Here is an 18,139-nt window from a genome sequence, read left to right on the forward strand (position 1 = left end):
AACCAAATGAAAAGACAATATTTATCCACAGACAGCACCAATATGGACATTCACGAGAAAAAGAGAGGCAAACGGAGGTCGCATTTTTGCATCACTCCCTGTGAATTTCATTTTTACCAACCCGAAAAGCGCCGCATTTTTGCGACAAACTTGACTGAACGCATCGGAAAACCCACTCGTGAAATGTGAAATTTAGAACATTAGGCCTTTGGCCACGGGACGCTTTGTGATTTTATTCCCATAAGGAAGGCGCTGATAAGAACAATTCTTGGCAGTTGCATTTTCGCGACAGGGCCAGCCAAAAACTGCCCACCCCCTGTGGAATCAATTCTCAATATATTGAAATAAAAGATTTTTCGATTTCAACAGCCTTGGCAAAGTTCATTTTTGTCTGGCATACATCCTGCTCATGCTCCGACAACACCCCGTGACCAGAGGGCGACAGTCAAGAACATTGCCTAGCAGTGCTGGTCGAAAACACATATTTGGAGGAACAATGAAAAAGAGTCTCGTTTTTGCCGCGTTGAACGTGCTGGCCCTGGTCGGCCTGCTGGTGGGCTTCGGAACCGCGGAAGCCGGCAAACCCGTCACCCTGCGCATCGGCCATCCCATGGCGCCGGGCAACAACGTCACCTTGGGCATCGAAAAGTTCAAGGAACTGGTGGAAGCCAAGAGCGACAAGCAGATCAAGATCCAGGTCTTCGGCAGCGCCCAGCTCGGCAGCGACCGCGTGACCACGGAAGCGGCCCAGGCCGGCACCCTGGACATGTCCTCCTGCTCGTCCCCGAACATGGCCAGCTTCAGCAAGGCTTACATGGCCCTGGACCTGCCCTACATCACCTCGCCCAAGCACCAGGAAAACCTGTACAAGGCCCTCGATGAAGGCGAACTCGGTAAGGAACTGGAGAAGGTCTCCAACGAGATCGGCCTGACCACCATCATGTTCAGCCAGTACGGCTACCGCAACTTCGTCAGCACCAAGAAGCCCCTGAAGACCGTTGCCGACCTGGCCGGCCTCAAGGTCCGCACTACCGACTCCCCCGTCGAGGTGGAAGTGGCCAAGGCCCTGGGAATGAACCCCGCCCCCGTGGCCTGGGGCGAGGTCTACACCGCCCTGCAGCAGGGCACCGTCGACGCCGAAGGCAACACCTTCTCCCTGCTGAACGACGCCAAGCACACGGAAGTGCTGAAGTACGCCATGGACTCCAACCATAACTACAGCATGCACATCCTGCTGATGAACAAGAAGAAGTTCGACAGCCTGACCCCCGAGCACCAGGCCATCATCCGCGAAGCGGCCCGTGAGGCCCTCGCCTGGCAGCGTGGCATCACCGACGAGCTCGAGAAGAAGGCCTGGGACGCTTTCAAGGAAAAGGGCATCGAAGTGACCATCCTGAGCGATGAAGATCGCGCCAAGCTTGTGGAACTCACCGCCCCCGTGCGCGAGGAATTCGCCAAGCAGATTCCGGCGAACCTGCTGCAGCTCCTCAAGGACACCCAGAAATAATTTGGCCGGCCCCATCCACCGGACAACCGGACGGATGGGGCCTACAGCCAACCGGGAACAGAAACCGCATGCCTGAGCACCGCCCGGCCACGGCCAGGCCGCAGACCGGCGGGACATAGGGAGACGACATGGAACAGAATATCAACTGCGGCGTGATGCCCCTCGAACTCGTGGATGAGCCTGTCGCACCACGTGGCATATGGAACTGGATCGACGAAAACTTCGAAAAAGTGTTTCTCGTCTCCGGCCTGCTGGCCATCATCCTGTTCATCACGTTCCAGACTACATACAGATACATCATCGTACACTTCGCCAGCTCCGCCGGCGCGGCAGTCTGGACCGAGGAGTTGGCCCGTTACATCTTCATCTGGATCAGCTACCTCGCCCTGTCCGTCGCGGTCAGGAAGCGCAGCTCCATCCGCATCGACATCATCTACGACCGGTTGCCGGCACGCATGCAGAACGCGAGCTGGGTCATCGTCGAAATCTTTTTCCTGATCCTCACCCTGACCATCTGCTGGTACGGCTGGACCCAGATCGAGCGATTGCAGGAATTCCCCCAGTTCACGACCGCGCTGCGGATCCCGTACATTATTCCGTACCTGATCCTGCCTCTTGGCTTCGGACTCATGAGCCTGCGGCTGCTGCAGAGCCTGACCGCCCAGGTGAAGCTCTGCGGCCCCCTGGACACAGCCCTGGCTGTCGTCGCCGCCGGCGCGGTAATCGCCCCGGCCGTGCTCGCCGAATACATCGAGCCCCTGCCGGCCCTGTTCGGATATTTCGCAGTGCTCTGCGCCCTGGGCGTGCCCATCGCCATCTCGCTTGGCCTGTCCACCCTGGCCACGGTCATCTGCGCCGAAACCCTGCCCATCGAGTACCTGGCCCAGACGGCCTTCACGTCCATCGACTCCTTCCCGATCATGGCCATCCCCTTCTTCATCGCGGCCGGCGTGTTCATGGGAGCGGGCGGCCTGTCCCAGCGTCTGCTGGCGCTGGCCGATGAGATGCTGGGCGGCCTGTACGGCGGCATGGCGCTGGTCACCGTGGCCACCTGCATGTTCTTCGGCGCCATCAGCGGCTCGGGCCCGGCCACGGTGGCGGCCATCGGCGCCCTGACCATCCCGGCCATGGTCGAGCGCGGCTACGACAAGTACTTCGCGGCGGCCATCGTCGCCGCATCCGGCGCCATCGGCGTGCTCATCCCGCCGAGCAACCCCTTCGTGGTCTACGGGATCTCGGCCCAGGTCTCCATCGGCGACCTGTTCATCGGCGGCATCGTACCGGGCATCCTTACGGGCTTGGTCCTGATGGGCTACTCCTACTTCTACGCCAAATCCCGGAACTGGCGCGGCGAGGCCCGGCCCAGAACCATCGGCTCGCTCATGGCCGCCGTCTGGGAGGCCAAGTGGGCGCTGATGGTCCCGGTCATCGTCCTGGGCGGCATCTACGGCGGCATCATGACCCCGACGGAAGCCGCGGCCGTAGCCGCCTTCTACGGACTCATCGTCGGCGTGTTCGTGTACAGGGAGATCGACGCCCGCAAGTTCATGGACTGCTGCGTCGAAGCCTGTGAGACCTCGGCGACCATCATCGTGCTCATGGCCATGGCCACCCTCTTCGGCAACATCATGACCATCGAGGACGTGCCCGGCACCATCGCCAGGGCCATCCTCGGCTTCACCGAAAGCAAGATCGTGGTCCTGCTGCTCATCAACGTCCTGCTGCTCATCGTCGGAACCTTCATGGAGGCCCTGGCGGCCATCGTCATCCTCACGCCGATCCTGCTCCCCGTTGTCACGGGCGTGGGCGTCTCGCCCCTGCACTTCGGCATCATCATCGTCGTCAACCTGGCCATCGGCTTCATCACCCCGCCCGTGGGCGTGAACCTCTTCGTGGCCAGCAGCATCTCCAAGACCAAGATCGAGCACCTGTCCCGCACGGCCCTGCCCATGCTCGGCCTCATGATCCTGGTGCTTCTGGTAGTGACCTACTTCCCCGAAGTGCCCCTCTTCTTCGTCGGCAACAAATAAGTCTCAAACGATGCGAGCCGCCGGACACACGTCCGGCGGCTCTTCAACCCGGCCGGCTGAAAACCGGACCGGAACAGGAGAGTTTTGCCATGAAAATCATAGATTTCCGCTTCCGGCCCAACACACCGGAAATCATCGACGGCATCAAGAACAGCGCCATGTTCAAGGCCGCCTGCAAGGCCATCGGCTTCGACGCCCGCAAGCCGCAGCCCCTGGACGAGATCGTCGCCGATCTGGACAGACGCGGCGTCGAACTTGCCGTCATCACCGGGCGCGACTGCGAGACCACCTACGGCTCACCGGCCAACAACGGCAGCGTCCTCGAATTCTGCCGGGCGTATCCCAAAAAATTCGTCGGATTCTGGGGCGTCGACCCCCACAAGAAGATGGCCGCCGTGTACGACATCGTGCGCGCCGTGGAGGAGCACGGCATGAAGGGCGTGGCCATAGACCCCTACCTGGCCCACATCCCCGCCTGCGAGGCCCGCTACTATCCCGTCTACGCCAAGTGCGCCGAGCTGAACCTGCCCGTGTTCGTGACCATGGCCCCCCCGCCGCAGGTCGCCGGCGCCATCATGGACTACGCCGACCCGCGGCACGTGGACCAGGTGGCCAGGGACTTCCCGGAACTGACCATCATCATGAGCCACGGCGGCTACCCGTACGTCAACGAGTGCGTCTACGCCTGCCTGCGCAACGCCAACGTGTACATGGACTTCTCGGAGTACGAACGTGCACCCATGGCCGACGTCTTCGTGCAGGCCATGAGCACCATCATCCAGGACAAGGTCGTCTTCGCCAGCGCCCACCCCTTCATCGAACTGGCCGACGCCCTGCTGGCGTACGAAGAGTTCCCCCTGAGCGATGACGTGCGCCGCAAGGTCATGTACGAAAACGCATGCCGCATCCTGAACATCAACTGACCATCCCCGCGGTGGGCGCCGCCCCGACGCCCACCGCGGGGCTCATGCCCGCAAAGGAGCCGAGTCTCTCACCATCAGTCCGGAACGATCCATGGACATGACGCACGCCATCCTCACCGCCCTCGCCGGCTGGCTGCTGGGCGGCTTCATCAACGGCATCGTCGGCTTCGGAGCGGCCTTGGTGGCCATGCCTATCGTGGCCCTGGGCCTTGACATGCGCACGGCCGTGCCGACCTGCGGGCTCGTCGTGCTCGCCCTCAACATCCAGATGACTTGGAGCTACCGCGCACACCTGGACACGTCGGGCATCCGGGCGCTCTTCCTGGGCGCGCTGCCCGGAGCCGCGACCGGCGTGCTGCTCCTGCGGCACTTTCCGGAGGCATGGCTCAAGACGGGACTGGGACTGCTGCTCGCAGCCTACGCCCTGTGGGGGCTCTGCAGCGCACAGCCCCACGCCAGGCGCCTGGCGGCCGGCTGGGGCGCGTTGGCTGGATTCCTTTCCACGAGCCTGGGCACCGCCTTCGGCTTCAATGGCCCGCCGTTGGCCGTGTACCTGAGTCTTCGCGGCGGTTCCCAACGCGAGATCAAGGCCGCCCTGGGCGCGTTCTTCATCGTCAGCGGCATGTTCATCGTCACGGCCCACGGACTCGCAGGGCTCTACTCCGTCCGCGCGCTGACCCTCTTCGCCGTCGCCCTCCCCGCCGTTATCCTCGGGGGGTGGGCAGGAATTCGCGTCTCCGGACGGTTCGGCGAAGGCCATTTCAGGCGCATTCTCTTCGCCATGATCATGGTCATGGGATTGAGCATGATCCGGGGCGCCCTCAGCTCCGTGAACTGACCCATCCCCCGGCCGCCAGCAATCAGCAACAGCCGAACGTCGGGTTGATCAACCTTACCGACGGACCCCGAATGCGCGACAGCGTATGCGATGTTGATGTCGTGGCGTCCCCGGCCTATACCGCGTTCCGAACATCGATTTCCCCCGGCGGCGTCCTTTCCGCCGGCTACAGGGATTCAATCGTCCATTTACCAGCCATGACACGACACGCCTTCACCGACCGCATCATCGGATTCATCCGCGACATCCCATCCGGCAGGGTCGCCACCTACGGCCAGATCGCGGCCATGGCCGGCAACCCCAGGGCGGCCCGGCAGGTCGCGCGCATCCTCCACGCATGTTCGCAGAGAGAGGATCTGCCCTGGCACCGCGTCGTCAACCGTGAAGGGCGCATCGCCCTGAAAACATACGCGGGCGGTGCAGAGCAGCAACGCCTGCTGGAAAACGAAGGGGTCCAATTCGACCCCTCAGGGGTGATCGATCTGGACGTTTTCCTGTGGCGCCCGGACATGTTGCGGTGAATCCCGACCTGCGCGGACCCTGTCCGTCGCCACATCGCCCCTCGCCAGCCGTGCCACCTTGCGTGTACGCTGCGCACATGCCCGCTCCACCCGCAATCACCCTCGGCTTCACCGTCTTCCGCCCCGAGACGGCGCCCTTCGCCGCCCGGGCCATGGAAAACCATGACCTGATCGTTCTTGAAGAACCGCACACGCCCGGCTTCGAGGAAATGCTCGCCGGCGAACTCCCCGTCGACGAGTATCTGATGCTCACGGACTTCGAATTCCCGGAGTACGCCACGGCCCAGTGCCGAACCCTGCAGGCGCTGCATGCCCGGGGCGCGGCCGTCCTGCAGGTGCACCCGTGGATGGACGAGCTCGCGGGCATCCACGAGTTCTTCGCCGCGGGCAACGGGCCCGGCGACATCCCCACGGGAGGCAGGCCGTGGGCCGTGTATATCCGGGAGCGGGAGTGGAGCGCAAAGCTCCTGGCCTTCTATGCGGCGGCCGGGAAGAAGGATTTCGACGGGATACTTGAAGCCGTGAACGACTTCGCCATGGCCGACGCCGCGAAGATCTCCGACATGGACAGAGACCGCGCTGCAGCCCTGGCCGACATCCTGCCGGCCCAAGGCAGGGCCTATGTCGAGTGCGGCGCCATCCATCATGACATGGTTGGGCTCATGATCCGGGTCCTGGGGCATGGCCGGGTCCGGACGGTCCACCTCATGGAGGAGGCCTGCCTGGCCCGCCACGGCCGGCGCCGCCTCATCCCGCCCGGCGACCTGCTGACCTTCCGCCACCTGCTCGGTGCGCCGCGCGACCGCGCCGTGGAAAGTCTGCTGGCCGCCAGGGCGGTGGTCTACAACCGGCTCATGGAAAAGGACGAGAGCTTCGAGTCCGATTCGCCCTACCCGCACATGGACGCCGAGGCCGTGGTCCTGCAGATCGTCGACGGCCTGAGCATGGAGCAGTGCCGCGACCTCTTCGGCCGCATCCAGCACATAGGCGTCCGCGAAAGCCTGGATCTCGCCCTGGGAAAAAAGAACTAGGCGACTGGACGCATCATCGGCCGGCGATGGCGGACAGCGCCGCAAGAACGCGCGCACTCATCGCCTCGATCTCCCCGTCCCCATAGACTGCCCCCGGTACGACCCGCCCCCAGACCACGCCGGGCCAGTAGGGATCGCTCCTCCTGCGGCCGATGACGTGAAAATGGAACTGCGGCACCAGGTTGCCGATGGCGGCGATGTTGACCTTGTCGCAGGCCAGTTCCGCCTTGAGCATGGACGAGATGGCCAAGGACGCCTCCGAGAGGCGCTCGCGCAGGTCCGCCGGCAGTTCGTGCCACTCCGTGGCCTCGGTTTCGAGCACCAGGATGATCCAGCACACGTGGGCGTCGCGGTGCAGCAGGAGGCGGATATCCCGCCAACTCCCAAGGAGGTGGCAGTCCGCGGCCAGGGTGGGGTGAAGGGTGAAGGAGTTCATGCGGGCACGCTACGGCAGGCTGCGCCGGGCCGCAAGCACGCCGCGGCATCCTGCAAGACATACTGCTCGTATCCGAACGACATCGTACAATTTCGTTTGCACACAACAATTCCCAATAAGTATAAAAAGACGGACGCTTTACAGTGCTTACCGTCCGGTGCTACTCGCAGTCCGTGGCCTCGTCATTCCACCCACTCATGTATGGAGGTATCGAAGCATGCGCATCTGGACACTTTGCCTTCTGCTGCTGATCACAGCCTTGGCCCCCGCAGCCATGGCCGCGGACAAGGACACGCTCGTCGTGGGCGTATCCTCGGACATCCACACCCTGGATCCCGGCGTTTCGAGCGACAACTACGACTGGCGGCAGATATACCCCTGCTACGACCGCCTGGTGAAGTACAAGGTCAAGGACGGGGTCGGCCTGACCGAGGTTGAGCCCATGGCCGCCGAGTCCTGGACCGTGTCCGCCGACGGGCTGAAGTGGACCTTCAGGATCCGCAAGGGCATCACCTTCGACGACGGCTCCCCGCTGAACGCCGAGGCCGTGCGCTACTCCTTCGACCGCACCATCGCCATCGGCAAGGGTCCGGCCGACAACCTGACGGCCATCGCCTCCATGGCCGTGGTCGACGACTACACCCTCGAAATCACGCTGAAGAACCCCTACGGCCCCTTCCTGCAGACCCTGGCCACCGACGGCGCGTCCATCCTCAACCCCAAGGTCGCGGATAGGGCCGTGAACGACGACAAGGCCCAGGCCTTCCTGGCCGAGAACGTCGACGGCAGCGGCCCCTTCAAGATCGTGGAGTGGACGCGCGGCCAGCGCTGCGTGCTCGAAGCCAAGCCGAACTACTGGGGCGGCGCGCCCAAGCTGAAGAAGGTCATCATCCGCTTCATGACCGAGTCCGCCGACCGCCGCATGGCCCTGGAACAGGGCGACGTGGACATCGCCGAGAACATCCTCATCGACCAGATCCCGGCCCTGGAGAAGAACAAGGACGTGGCCGTCAAACGCTTCCCCTCGCAAATGGTCGAATACGTCTACGTCAACTGCCAGAACGAAAAGCTGAAGGATCCGGCCGTGCGCCAGGCCCTGTCCTACGCCGTGGACTACCAGGGCATCATCGACCATGTCCTGCAGGGCAACGGCGTACAGATGCGCGGCCCCATCCCCGACGGCATGTGGGGACATCGCAAGGACGTCTTCCAGTACACCAAGGACACGGCCAAGGCCAAGGAACTGCTCAAGGCCGCCGGCGCCGAGAACCTGGAACTGACGCTGATCTACTCCGAGCGCCGCGCCACCTGGGAACAGATCGCCCTGGTCATGCAGGCCAACCTGGCCGAGATCGGCGTGAAGCTGAACCTGGAGCTCATGGCCAACCCGACCCTGCGCGACAAGATCGACAAGGGCGACTTCGAGCTGTGCCTGGGCGCCTGGAGCCCGGACTTCGCCGACCCCTACATGTTCATGAACTTCTGGTTCGATTCGGCCAAGGCCGGCCTTCCCGGCAACCGCAGCTTCTACAAGAACGAGAAGGTTGACGAACTGGTCCGCAAGGCCGAAGTGTCTTCCGTGGTCGAGGAACGCAAGAAGCTCTACGGCGAGGCCCAGGACATCATCATGCAGGACGCGCCCTACATCTTCCTGTACCAGATCCAGACCATCGTGCCCCTGCGGGCCAATGTGCAGGGCTACGTGTTCAACCCCATGCTCGAATCCATGTACAACTTCGAGGCCATCTCGAAGAAATAGCATCCCTTCCCGGCCGGGCCCTGCGCCCGGCCGGGACCCTTGGACCGAATGCGCATACTCGCCTACATCATCAAGCGCGCCCTGGCCGCCATCCCGGTACTCATCGGGGTGAGCATCCTGACGTTTCTGATCTCCCACGCCATCCCCGGAGACCCGGCCCGCATCATCGTCGGGCCCAAGGCCAGCAAGGAGGCCGTGGAGGCCATCCGCAAGGAGCACGGCCTGGATAGGCCCCTGCCCGTGCAGTACGTGCGCTACATGAAGGGGCTCGCCCAGGGCGACCTGGGCCAGTCCATCCGCAACCACCGGCCCGTGACCAAGGACCTGGCCGACTTCTTCCCGGCCACCCTGGAACTGACCCTGGCCAGCCTCGTCCTCTGTCTGGCCGTGGGCATCCCGCTGGGGATCCTGGCCGCCGTGCGGCGCAACCGCTTGGCCGACCATGTCGCACGCGTCTTTTCGGTCATCGGCGTGTCCACCCCGGTCTTCTGGCTGGGACTTATGCTCCTGCTGCTCTTCTACCGCAACCTGGGCTGGCTGCCGGGTTCGGGACGCCTGGACATCACCAGCTCACCGCCTGCCGCCGTGACCGGGCTCTATGTCATCGACGCCATTCTGGCGCGGGACTGGGCACTGCTCAAGGAAGTGCTGAGCCACCTGATCCTGCCGGCCTTCTGCCTGTCGTACGTGTATCTGGCGGTCATCACGCGCATCGTGCGCTCGTCCATGATCGCCGTCCTGGGCCAGGACTACATCACCACGGCAAGGGCCAACGGTCTGTCCGCGGCCAGGGTCGTGTTCAAGCACGCCTTCAAGAACTCGCTCATCCCCACGGTGACCATCGCCGGCCTGTCCCTGGGCGAACTGCTGGGCGGGGCCATCCTGACGGAGACCATCTTCGCCTGGCCCGGCATGGGCAAGTACGTGGTGGACTCCATCAACTCCCTCGATTTCCCGGCCATCATGGGCTTCACCCTGCTGGCCAGCACGGCCTACGTGGTCATCAACCTCGGGGTGGACGTGCTCTACGCATTCCTCAACCCGCGCATCCGCTACTAGGGGAGGACCGTGGCCGCACACCCGTTTTTGCGCGAACTGCAGCTGACCCTGAAAATCCTGTCGCGCAACCCCTCGGCCGTCATGGGCGGCGTCGTCATCGCGGCCATGGTCCTGCTGGCCGTGGGCGCGCCGCTCCTGGCCCCGCACGACCCGGTCAAGCTGTCCCTGGGCGAACGCCTCATGGCACCCGGCGCGGCCCACCTTTTCGGAACCGACGAACTCGGCCGCGACATCTTCTCGCGCGTGCTCTTCGGGGCGCGCATCTCCCTGTCCATCGGCCTGCTGGTCATCACCGTGGCCGGGGTCACGGGGGCGCTCATCGGCGCGACGTCGGGCTATTTCGGGGGGAAGATCGACAACGTCATCATGCGGCTCATGGACGTCATCCTGTCCTTCCCGTCGCTGATCCTGGCCCTGGCTCTGGCCGCGGCCATGGGGCCGAGCCTGATCAACGCCATCCTGGCCACGGCCTTCGTCATGATCCCCAAGTTCGCGCGCCTGGTGCGTGGCGAGGCCCTGGTCGTGCGCGAGCTGCCGTTCGTGGCCGCCAGCCGCGTGGCCGGGGCCGGGCACGGCTTCATCATCCGCCGCCACATCCTGCCCAACTGCCTGAACTCGGCCATCGTCCTGGCCACCCTGACCCTGGGCGACGCCATCCTCATCGCCGCGTCCCTGTCCTTCATCGGCCTGGGCGCCCAGCCGCCGACCCCGGAGTGGGGAGCCATGATCGCCTCGGGCCGCAAGTTCCTCATGGACCAGTGGTGGTACGCGACCTTCCCGGGCCTGTTCATCCTTTTCACCGTCATCGGCTTCAACATCTTCGGCGACGCCTTGCGCGACGTCCTGGACCCGAGGATCAGGCGATGAGCGCCCCGCTCCTCGACATCCGTGACCTCTCGGTCAGCTTCGGGACCTACCAGGGCCGGGCACGCGTGCTCGACAGGGCGTCCCTGAGCGTACGTCCGGGCGAGATCATGGGTCTGGTGGGCGAAACGGGCTGCGGCAAATCCGTGCTCTCGCGCTCGGTCCTGCGCATCATCCCCACGCCGCCTGGAAGCATCGACGGCGGGACAATCCTCTTCGAGGACCGCGACCTGTTGCGGCTGAGTTCCGGCGAGATGCGCAGGCTGCGCGGCGAGCGCATCTCCATGATCTTTCAGGAGCCCATGAACAGCCTCAACCCCGTCTTCACCGTGGGCAACCAGATGCGCGAGGTGGTCCGAGCCCACCGCAAGGCCGGCCGGGCCGAGGCCACGGACGCATGCCTGGAGATGCTCGACGCCGTGCGCCTGCCCGAACCCCGGTCCGTGCTGCGGGCCTTCCCCCACGAACTCTCGGGCGGCATGCGACAGCGCGTCATGATCGCCATGGCGCTGATCTGCAACCCCGCCCTGCTCCTGGCCGACGAGCCGACCACGGCCCTGGACGTGACGGTGCAGGGCCAGATTCTGGCCATCCTGGCCGAACTGTCGGCCCGCCAGGGGCTGTCCATCCTTTTCGTCACCCACGACATGGGCGTGGTCGCCCAGCTCTGCCACCGCGTGGCCGTGATGTACGCCGGACAGGTGGTCGAGATCGCCGATGTGGGCAGCATCTTCGCCCGTCCGGCCCACCCGTACACCCAGGGGCTCATCGCCTCCATCCCGGGCAGGTCCTCGGGCGGCGAACTCTACGCCATTCCGGGCAGCGTGCCGAGCCCCATCGACCCGCCGCCCGGCTGCCGCTTCCGCCCCCGCTGTCCGCACGCCAAGAGCGGCGGGTGCAGCGACGTGGCCCCGGAGATGGTCCGCGTGGCCCCGGACCACAGCGTGGCCTGCCATCTTTTCACGTCGGGGGGGCTGCCATGAGCGACGAACTGCTCCGCGTGCAGGACCTGTGCAAGGCCTTCCCCATCGGCGGTGGGTTTCTGGAAGGCAGGAAACGCTGGCTCAAGGCCGTAGACAGGGTCTCGCTGCATCTGCACCGGGGTGAGACCCTCGGACTGGTGGGCGAGTCTGGCAGCGGCAAGAGCACCGTGGGCAACCTCATCCTGCGCCTGCTGGACCCTGACAGCGGCGCCATCCATTTCGAGGGCGTCGACGTGACGCGTCTCACGGGCTCGGCGCTGACCCGAGCCAGGGCGCGCATGCAGGTCGTCTTCCAGGACCCACAGAGTTCCCTGGACCCGCGCATGACCGTGGGCAATATCGTCTCCCTGCCGCTCAAAATCCTCGGGCTGGCCAGGGGCGGCGAACTGCGCGAACGTGCAGCGGCCAGCCTGGCCGAGGTTGGCCTGGGCCCCGAGTGCCTGGAACGCTACCCCCACGAATTCTCGGGCGGCCAGCGCCAGCGCATCGGCCTGGCCCGCGCCCTGGTGGCCGACCCGGCCTTCGTGGTCATGGACGAGCCGACCAGCGCCCTGGACGTCTCGGTCCAGGCCCAGATCCTCAATCTCATGGGCGATCTGCAGGCCCGGCGCGGCCACGCCTATCTGTTCATCTCCCACGACCTGACCGTGGTCCGGCACGTCAGCCGGCGCATCGCGGTCATGTACCTGGGCGCCATCGTCGAGACCGCGCCCACGGAAAGACTTTTCGAGACCCCGGCCCACCCGTACACGCGGGCCCTGCTGGCCTCGGTCCCCGTGCCCGACCCGGCGCAGCGCCGAAACCTGGCCCGCCTGACCGGCGACGTGCCGAGCCCCGTGGACCTGCCTCCGGGCTGCCGCTTCCATCCCCGCTGCCCCGAGGCGCTACCGCACTGCGCGAGCATGATGCCGCCGCGGGTCGTCCTCGGGCCTGGGCACGAGGTCGTCTGTCATCTTCACAACCGAAAATAGGAACGAACCATGAAAATCTACATCAGTGCAGATATTGAAGGCGTGGGCGGAGTGGCCCGCCACGAGCACTCCCGCGTGGACGGCCGCGAATACCCCCTGGCGCGCCGCCTGATGACGAACGAGGTCAACGCGGCCATCCGCGGCGTCTTCGCGGCCGGGGCCACCGGCGTGACCGTGGCCGACTCGCACAACGTGGGCCTCAATCTCCTGCCCGAGGAACTCGACGAGCGTGCCCGCCTGGTCATGGGCTCGCCGCGGCCCCTGTCCATGATGCACGGCATCGACGAGACCTTCGCCGCGGCCATGTTCGTCGGTTACCACGCCATGGGCGGGACCATGAACGCGAGCATCGTGCACACCTTCACCGGAAGGCTGCAGGAGGTGCGCCTGAACGGGCTCAAGGTCGGGGAGATCGGGCTGAACGCCGCCCTGGCCGGACACTTCGGCGTGCCCGTGACCTTCGTGGCCGGCGACCTGGCCGCCTGCCGCGAGGCCGAAGCGCTGCTGCCCGGCGTGCGCACCCTGGCCGTCAAGGAGGCCATCGGCGCCTACGCCGCGGTCTGCGAGCACCCGGCTCGGACCTGCCGGGCCATCGAGGCCGCGGCCAGGGAGGCCCTGGAGAACCCGCCCAAGGTCGAACCGTTCGTTCTGAAAGGGGAAGTGGAGCTGACCGTGCGCTGCACCACGGCCTCGGGCGCCGACCGCGCCGGCATGATCCCACGCACCAGGCGCCTGGACGACCTCACGGTCAGCTACATCGGCGCCGACGTGGTCGAGGCCTTCCAGGCCTTCAACACCATGAGCTGCCTGGTGGAACTGGTGCCGTTCATCTGAAAAACGCGGCGCGATAATCACGCTTGACGTTAATCATGCGACACGTCATTATTGCGCCGTGATCATATCCTTCAAATGCGACCTCACCGAAAGGCTGTCACACGGCCTCAATTGTCGTCGATTCTCGAATATCGCTGCGGTCGCACGGCGCAAGATTCGCCAGCTTGAAATCGCGGGCCGCCTGGAGGATCTGCGGATACCGCCCGGTAATCGCCTGGAGGCCCTCAAAGGCGATCGAGCAGGACAGCACAGCATCCGCATCAACGGCCAGTGGAGGATCTGCTTCCGTTGGACCGATGCGGGAGCTGAAGACGTGGAAATAGTGGATTACCACTAACGGAGCGAAAAATGACCCAGTTAGCACCCATCACTCCCGGCGAAATCCTCCTGGAAGAATTCCTGAAGCCCATGGGCGTGAGCCAGTACCGTCTGGCCAAGGAGATCAACGTGCCCGCGCAACGCATCAGCGAGATCGTGGCGGGGCGGCGCGCCATCACGGCGGACACCGACCTGCGCATGTGCCGTTTCTTCGGCCTCTCCAAGGGCTATTGGCTCCGCGCCCAGGCCGCGCATGACACCGAAGTCGCGGAACGCGCCCTCAAAGCCGAACTGCAGAAAATCAAGCCCTGGTCAGGCGCGGCGGCCTGATTCCAGCGCGCTGCATCAGTTTTTCCGCACAGCGCCCGTAATCGCCGATTCCGGCAGTCCGAACGGCAGATACCCCTCCGCCATCCTGTCCTTGAGCCCCACACCGCTCAGCCCCAGCCTGAAGGCCTCTTCCACGAGATAGCCGAGCTTGCGCACGCCCTCCGTGATGCTCAGTCCACCCTCGCGCACGTTGGAGATGCAATTGCGCGCCTCGTCCGTGACGCCCACACGCGGGTTCATGGTCAGGTAGACGCCCATGGAGTTGGGCGAGGACAGGCCCGGCCGTTCGCCGATGAGGATGACCGACAGCCGGGCCCGCAGGATCTCCCCGATCTCGTCGGCCACGGCCACCCGCGCGTTCTCCACCAGGCAGACCGGCGAAACCGTCAGCCCGGCCTGCCCGAACATGGACGCGCAAGCCAGGATAAAGGCTGCGGCGTTCTCGTGGATGGCCCGGGCCGAGAGGCCGTCGCCCACGACCAGACAGATGTCGAAACCATTCGCCATGTCCTTGAGCACCGTGAGCGACCGTTCGCTCAGCCGCCGCCCCTTGTCCGGGCGGGTCAGGTATTCCTCCCGGCCGGCCACGCGGGACTCCAGCTCGACGCAGGCGAGGCCGCCCGCGCGCAGGCGTCCGGCCAGCTCCGCCCGGCGGAACGGCGCGTGCACGGCATCCCGCGCCCGCGCATGATCCAACCTGAAGGCCAGGCTTTCCGCCAGGGGCAGGCTCGACCCGCTGCGCCCAACGGCGATGCGGGCCGCGGTGAAGCGCCGCAGTTCGGCCCACGGGTCCTGGCTGACGGTCACGGGATCCGCGTTCCGGCCGCTCATGACTCCCCCCGGACGGCGCCGGGCAACCCCAGCAGCCGGTTCGTCGTTTCGATGGGCAGAAGCCGCCCGCTCCCGTCCATCACGCCCGACGATTCCAGCCAGGCCGCGAACTCCGGCGCGGGTCTGCGGCCGAGGAGCTTTCGCAGGTAGGCCGCGTCGTGGAAGGATGTGGACTGGTAGTTGAGCATGATGTCGTCGGCCCCGGGCACACCCATGACGAAGGTGCACCCCGCCGCGCCCAGGAGCGTCAGCAGTGCGTCCATGTCGTCCTGGTCGGCTTCGGCGTGGTTGGTGTAGCAGACGTCCACGCCCATGGGCAGGCCCAGGAGCTTGCCGCAGAAATGGTCCTCCAGGCCAGCGCGGGTGATCTGCTTGCCGTTCAGCAGGTACTCGGGCCCGATGAAACCGACCACAGTGTTGACCAGCAGCGGCTCGAACCTGCGGGCCACGGCGTAGGCCCTGGCCTCCAGGGTCTGCTGATCCACGCCGTGGTGGGCGCCGGCCGAGAGGGCGCTGCCCTGGCCGGTCTCGAAATACATGACGTTGTCGCCCACCGTGCCGCGCGACAGGGACCGGGTCGCTTCGAGAGCCTCCTGCAGCAGGGACAGGGATACGCCGAAGCTCGCGTTGGCCGCCTGCGTCCCCGCGATAGACTGGAAGCAAAGATCCACGGGCGCACCGGACTCGACGGCCTCCATGGTCGTGGTCACATGGGTCAGCACGCAACTCTGGGTCGGGATGGCGTATTTGGAAATAAGCCCGTCCAGCATGTCCAGGATGCGACGGATGTTGTCCAGGCTGTCCGTGGCCGGGTTGACGCCGATGACCGCGTCGCCGCAGCCGTAGCAGAGCCCGTCCAGAGTCGAGGCCGCGATGCCCCGCAGGTCGTCGGTCGGGTGGTTGGGCTGCAGCCGGACCGAGAAAGTGCCGGGCAGACCGATGGTGTTGCGGAAACGGGTCGTGACCCGGCACTTGGAGGCCACCAGGATCAGGTCCTGCAGGCGCATGAGCTTGGACACGGCCGCGGCCATCTCCGGGGTGACGCCGGGCGCCAGGCGGGTCAGGACTTCGCCATCGACCGCGTCGGTCAGCAGCCAGTCGCGGAACTCGCCCACGGTCAGGCCGCGGATCGGGGCGAAGGCGTCCCTGTCATGCGTGTCGCTGATGAGCCTGGTGACCTCGTCCTCCTCGTACGGGATGACATGCTCCTCCAGAAACCGCTCAAGCGGAACCCCGGCCAACTCCATCTGGGCCAGCACGCGCTCCTCCTCCGTGGCCGCCGCCACCCCGGCCAGGACGTCGCCCGAGCGCAGCGGCGACGCCTTGGCCAACACCTCCTTCAGGGTCCGATGCGCGCCACTCATGACCGCTCTCCCGCGAATCCGTTTGTCGCCCCTTGCGGTGTCGCAAGAAGCGCCTTGGCCTTGCTGATTCTGTCGAAGGAGGCCTCGATGCGCTGACGCGACAGCCGTCCGCTGTCCACGCCCCGGACCAGAATGTCGACGGCCTTGGGCACGATGTCCGGGTCGTAGTCCAGGTTGTTGCCGAAAACCAGGATGTCCACCCCGGCCTCCACAGCCCGCAGCACGGCTTCCTCCAGCCCGTAATGCGCCGTGATTGCCCGCATCTGCATGTCGTCGGAGACGATGACGTCCTTGAAACCCAGCCGCTCGCGCAGGAGCCCCGTCAGCACGGCGGGCGACAGCGTGGCCGGGTGGTCCGCGTCGAAACGCTCCAGGAAAAGATGTCCGCACATGATGAGGGGGCTGGCCCCAAGCGGGATCAGCCGCTCGTAGGGGATCAGTTCCGCGGGGCTCCAGGTCCGGGAAATGTCCGTCAGGCCAAGGTGGGAGTCGGCCATGGCGCTGCCGTGCCCCGGGAAATGCTTGAGACAGGGAAGTACGCCATGGGACAGGAGGCCCCGGCTGAAAGCCCCGGCATGGGCCGCGACGGTTTCCGGGTCCGCGGAAAAGCTGCGCTCCAGGGCCCCGATGGCCGGGCTGGCCGGGTTCACGTCCACGTCGGCCACGGGCGCGAAATCGAGGTTGATGCCCAGATCCGCCAGCAGCCGCCCGGTGCGCTCGCCCTCCTGCCGCGTCTCATCCGGCGTCCCCTGCCCCATGGCCTTGGCCGACGGGCTGAACGGGAAGCCCGCCGCCTCGCGCAGGCGGCGCACCCTGCCGCCTTCCTGATCCACGGCGATGAAGAGCGGGGTCCGGGCCGCGGCCTGCAGCCGTGCGGTCAGGGCGCGGACCTGTGCAGGGCTCTGAATGTTGCGGCCGACCGTCTTCAGCTGCACGTCGCGGTCGAAAAGAATGACTCCGCCCAGATTATGCTCGCGGATGTCCCGCAGGATGGAGTCCTCGTCGGACAGCTCCGCGCCCCGGAAACCTACCAGCAGCATCTGGCCGAGCATTGCGCGGAACTCCGGGCGCCCCTCGCCGGCAAAGGCGGGGGTCTGCAGAACAAAGACGACGACTGCGCAAAGGACTATCCTGATCATGAGCCTCCCGGGTTGGGCTATTCGGAATGGGCGGGAAAGCCCCGCCGTTTCCATCCGTTACGTGCCCGAACCCGTACCATGCAAGGGGTGACTCCGGAATCATCTGGAACGGCCGGATTTTTCATTTAGGTCATCTCCCGGCACAGCTTTTTCACAAATTGAGTCAAGCATCAGGCCATCTTCCCCCTGCCCCGCTTCGTCAAGCGCTTCTGCTTCACCGCCGGGGGGGGGGCTCCGACCGCCAATCAACGCAATGCCAATATCCTTTTTTTATGGACAAAATTGGTCCAATTGGGCATCAGCCTTATGACGCAAAGCCCGGTCCGTCTTCCGGAAGGGCTGCGAACTCCACCCGCCGCGACTGCCGGCATCTCCTGGCACGCTTGCTGCTGATTCAGGCC

General features: G+C 65.3%; 18 protein-coding genes. 14 read left to right on the forward strand and 4 right to left on the reverse strand.

Annotated elements, in window-relative coordinates:
* The first annotated feature begins 496 nt into the window (after positions 1–496).
* The 6 genes from G394_RS0112035 (at position 497) to G394_RS0112060 (ending at position 6,850) form a co-directional block, all read left to right on the forward strand.
* Positions 497–1,507: a TRAP transporter substrate-binding protein gene (locus tag G394_RS0112035; RefSeq protein WP_028577863.1), complete on the forward strand. Its 1,011-nt coding sequence runs from the start codon at positions 497–499 to the stop codon at positions 1,505–1,507.
* 155 nt (positions 1,508–1,662) lie between these two features.
* The gene (locus G394_RS0112040; protein ID WP_028577864.1) at positions 1,663–3,537 is read left to right on the forward strand and encodes a TRAP transporter large permease; all 1,875 of its coding nucleotides are present in this window, start codon (positions 1,663–1,665) and stop codon (positions 3,535–3,537) included.
* Between the two features lie 89 nt (positions 3,538–3,626).
* Positions 3,627–4,460: an amidohydrolase family protein gene (locus tag G394_RS0112045; protein ID WP_028577865.1), complete on the forward strand. Its 834-nt coding sequence runs from the start codon at positions 3,627–3,629 to the stop codon at positions 4,458–4,460.
* 91 nt (positions 4,461–4,551) lie between these two features.
* On the forward strand, positions 4,552–5,298 hold the full coding sequence (locus G394_RS0112050) for a sulfite exporter TauE/SafE family protein (protein WP_051307156.1): 747 nt from the start codon (positions 4,552–4,554) through the stop codon (positions 5,296–5,298).
* Positions 5,299–5,495: 197 nt separating this feature from the next.
* Positions 5,496–5,819, forward strand: a complete 324-nt coding sequence (locus G394_RS0112055) for an MGMT family protein (protein ID WP_028577867.1) — start codon at positions 5,496–5,498, stop codon at positions 5,817–5,819.
* 77 nt (positions 5,820–5,896) lie between these two features.
* Positions 5,897–6,850 carry a hypothetical protein gene (locus tag G394_RS0112060; protein WP_028577868.1) on the forward strand — a complete coding sequence of 318 codons (954 nt, stop codon included), beginning with the start codon at positions 5,897–5,899 and terminating at the stop codon, positions 6,848–6,850.
* 13 nt (positions 6,851–6,863) lie between these two features.
* On the opposite strand, the gene G394_RS0112065 is transcribed toward G394_RS0112060, so the two are convergent.
* The gene (locus G394_RS0112065) at positions 6,864–7,286 is read right to left on the reverse strand and encodes an HIT family protein (protein ID WP_028577869.1); all 423 of its coding nucleotides are present in this window, start codon (positions 7,284–7,286) and stop codon (positions 6,864–6,866) included.
* Between the two features lie 217 nt (positions 7,287–7,503).
* Between G394_RS0112065 and G394_RS0112070 the strand changes: the two genes are divergently transcribed.
* Genes G394_RS0112070 through G394_RS0112105 form a run of 8 tightly spaced genes read left to right on the forward strand, consistent with a single transcriptional unit; the run spans position 7,504 to position 14,404 of the window.
* Positions 7,504–9,045 carry an ABC transporter substrate-binding protein gene (locus G394_RS0112070; protein ID WP_028577870.1) on the forward strand — a complete coding sequence of 514 codons (1,542 nt, stop codon included), beginning with the start codon at positions 7,504–7,506 and terminating at the stop codon, positions 9,043–9,045.
* Positions 9,046–9,093: 48 nt separating this feature from the next.
* Entirely contained in the window at positions 9,094–10,104 is a 1,011-nt protein-coding gene (locus G394_RS0112075; RefSeq protein WP_028577871.1) for an ABC transporter permease, read from the forward strand.
* 9 nt (positions 10,105–10,113) lie between these two features.
* Complete coding sequence (locus G394_RS0112080; RefSeq protein ID WP_028577872.1) at positions 10,114–10,971, forward strand: ABC transporter permease; 858 nt, start codon at positions 10,114–10,116, stop codon at positions 10,969–10,971.
* Entirely contained in the window at positions 10,968–11,951 is a 984-nt protein-coding gene (locus G394_RS0112085; RefSeq protein ID WP_028577873.1) for an ABC transporter ATP-binding protein, read from the forward strand. Before G394_RS0112080 ends, G394_RS0112085 begins: the two co-directional genes overlap by 4 nt.
* Complete coding sequence (locus tag G394_RS19050) at positions 11,948–12,922, forward strand: ABC transporter ATP-binding protein (RefSeq protein WP_043775742.1); 975 nt, start codon at positions 11,948–11,950, stop codon at positions 12,920–12,922. The genes G394_RS0112085 and G394_RS19050 overlap by 4 nt, the downstream gene beginning before the upstream one ends.
* Positions 12,923–12,931: 9 nt before the next feature.
* Complete coding sequence (locus tag G394_RS19055) at positions 12,932–13,756, forward strand: M55 family metallopeptidase (protein WP_051307157.1); 825 nt, start codon at positions 12,932–12,934, stop codon at positions 13,754–13,756.
* Between the two features lie 58 nt (positions 13,757–13,814).
* Complete coding sequence (locus G394_RS20810) at positions 13,815–14,093, forward strand: type II toxin-antitoxin system RelE/ParE family toxin (RefSeq protein WP_084435601.1); 279 nt, start codon at positions 13,815–13,817, stop codon at positions 14,091–14,093.
* A gap of 11 nt (positions 14,094–14,104) precedes the next feature.
* A complete protein-coding gene (locus tag G394_RS0112105; RefSeq protein ID WP_028577874.1) occupies positions 14,105–14,404 on the forward strand; it encodes a HigA family addiction module antitoxin in 300 nt (99 codons plus the stop codon).
* Between the two features lie 15 nt (positions 14,405–14,419).
* Here the strand turns inward: G394_RS0112105 and eutC are convergent, their stop codons facing one another.
* Genes eutC through G394_RS19060 form a run of 3 tightly spaced genes read right to left on the reverse strand, consistent with a single transcriptional unit; the run spans position 14,420 to position 17,738 of the window.
* The gene (gene eutC, locus G394_RS0112110) at positions 14,420–15,235 is read right to left on the reverse strand and encodes an ethanolamine ammonia-lyase subunit EutC (protein ID WP_028577875.1); all 816 of its coding nucleotides are present in this window, start codon (positions 15,233–15,235) and stop codon (positions 14,420–14,422) included.
* A complete protein-coding gene (locus G394_RS0112115) occupies positions 15,232–16,599 on the reverse strand; it encodes an ethanolamine ammonia-lyase subunit EutB (RefSeq protein WP_028577876.1) in 1,368 nt (455 codons plus the stop codon). The genes eutC and G394_RS0112115 overlap by 4 nt, the downstream gene beginning before the upstream one ends.
* Positions 16,596–17,738: a glycoside hydrolase family 3 protein gene (locus G394_RS19060; protein WP_084435603.1), complete on the reverse strand. Its 1,143-nt coding sequence runs from the start codon at positions 17,736–17,738 to the stop codon at positions 16,596–16,598. The genes G394_RS0112115 and G394_RS19060 overlap by 4 nt, the downstream gene beginning before the upstream one ends.
* Positions 17,739–18,139 lie beyond the last annotated feature (401 nt).

Source organism: Desulfomicrobium escambiense DSM 10707 (assembly GCF_000428825.1).
Classification (GTDB): Bacteria; Desulfobacterota; Desulfovibrionia; order Desulfovibrionales; family Desulfomicrobiaceae; genus Desulfomicrobium; species Desulfomicrobium escambiense.

Bases quoted from the DNA above. Each gene is read 5' to 3' on its own strand.
- G394_RS0112035 (WP_028577863.1), top strand. From the start codon at position 497: ATGAAAAAGAGTCTCGTTTTTGCCGCGTTGAACGTGCTGGCCCTGGTC.
- G394_RS0112040 (WP_028577864.1), top strand. From the start codon at position 1,663: ATGCCCCTCGAACTCGTGGATGAGCCTGTCGCACCACGTGGCATATGG.
- G394_RS0112045 (WP_028577865.1), top strand. From the start codon at position 3,627: ATGAAAATCATAGATTTCCGCTTCCGGCCCAACACACCGGAAATCATC.
- G394_RS0112050 (WP_051307156.1), top strand. From the start codon at position 4,552: ATGGACATGACGCACGCCATCCTCACCGCCCTCGCCGGCTGGCTGCTG.
- G394_RS0112055 (WP_028577867.1), top strand. From the start codon at position 5,496: ATGACACGACACGCCTTCACCGACCGCATCATCGGATTCATCCGCGAC.
- G394_RS0112060 (WP_028577868.1), top strand. From the start codon at position 5,897: ATGCCCGCTCCACCCGCAATCACCCTCGGCTTCACCGTCTTCCGCCCC.
- G394_RS0112065 (WP_028577869.1), bottom strand. From the start codon at position 7,286: ATGAACTCCTTCACCCTTCACCCCACCCTGGCCGCGGACTGCCACCTC.
- G394_RS0112070 (WP_028577870.1), top strand. From the start codon at position 7,504: ATGCGCATCTGGACACTTTGCCTTCTGCTGCTGATCACAGCCTTGGCC.
- G394_RS0112075 (WP_028577871.1), top strand. From the start codon at position 9,094: ATGCGCATACTCGCCTACATCATCAAGCGCGCCCTGGCCGCCATCCCG.
- G394_RS0112085 (WP_028577873.1), top strand. From the start codon at position 10,968: ATGAGCGCCCCGCTCCTCGACATCCGTGACCTCTCGGTCAGCTTCGGG.
- G394_RS19050 (WP_043775742.1), top strand. From the start codon at position 11,948: ATGAGCGACGAACTGCTCCGCGTGCAGGACCTGTGCAAGGCCTTCCCC.
- G394_RS19055 (WP_051307157.1), top strand. From the start codon at position 12,932: ATGAAAATCTACATCAGTGCAGATATTGAAGGCGTGGGCGGAGTGGCC.
- G394_RS0112105 (WP_028577874.1), top strand. From the start codon at position 14,105: ATGACCCAGTTAGCACCCATCACTCCCGGCGAAATCCTCCTGGAAGAA.
- eutC (WP_028577875.1), bottom strand. From the start codon at position 15,235: ATGAGCGGCCGGAACGCGGATCCCGTGACCGTCAGCCAGGACCCGTGG.
- G394_RS0112115 (WP_028577876.1), bottom strand. From the start codon at position 16,599: ATGAGTGGCGCGCATCGGACCCTGAAGGAGGTGTTGGCCAAGGCGTCG.
- G394_RS19060 (WP_084435603.1), bottom strand. From the start codon at position 17,738: ATGATCAGGATAGTCCTTTGCGCAGTCGTCGTCTTTGTTCTGCAGACC.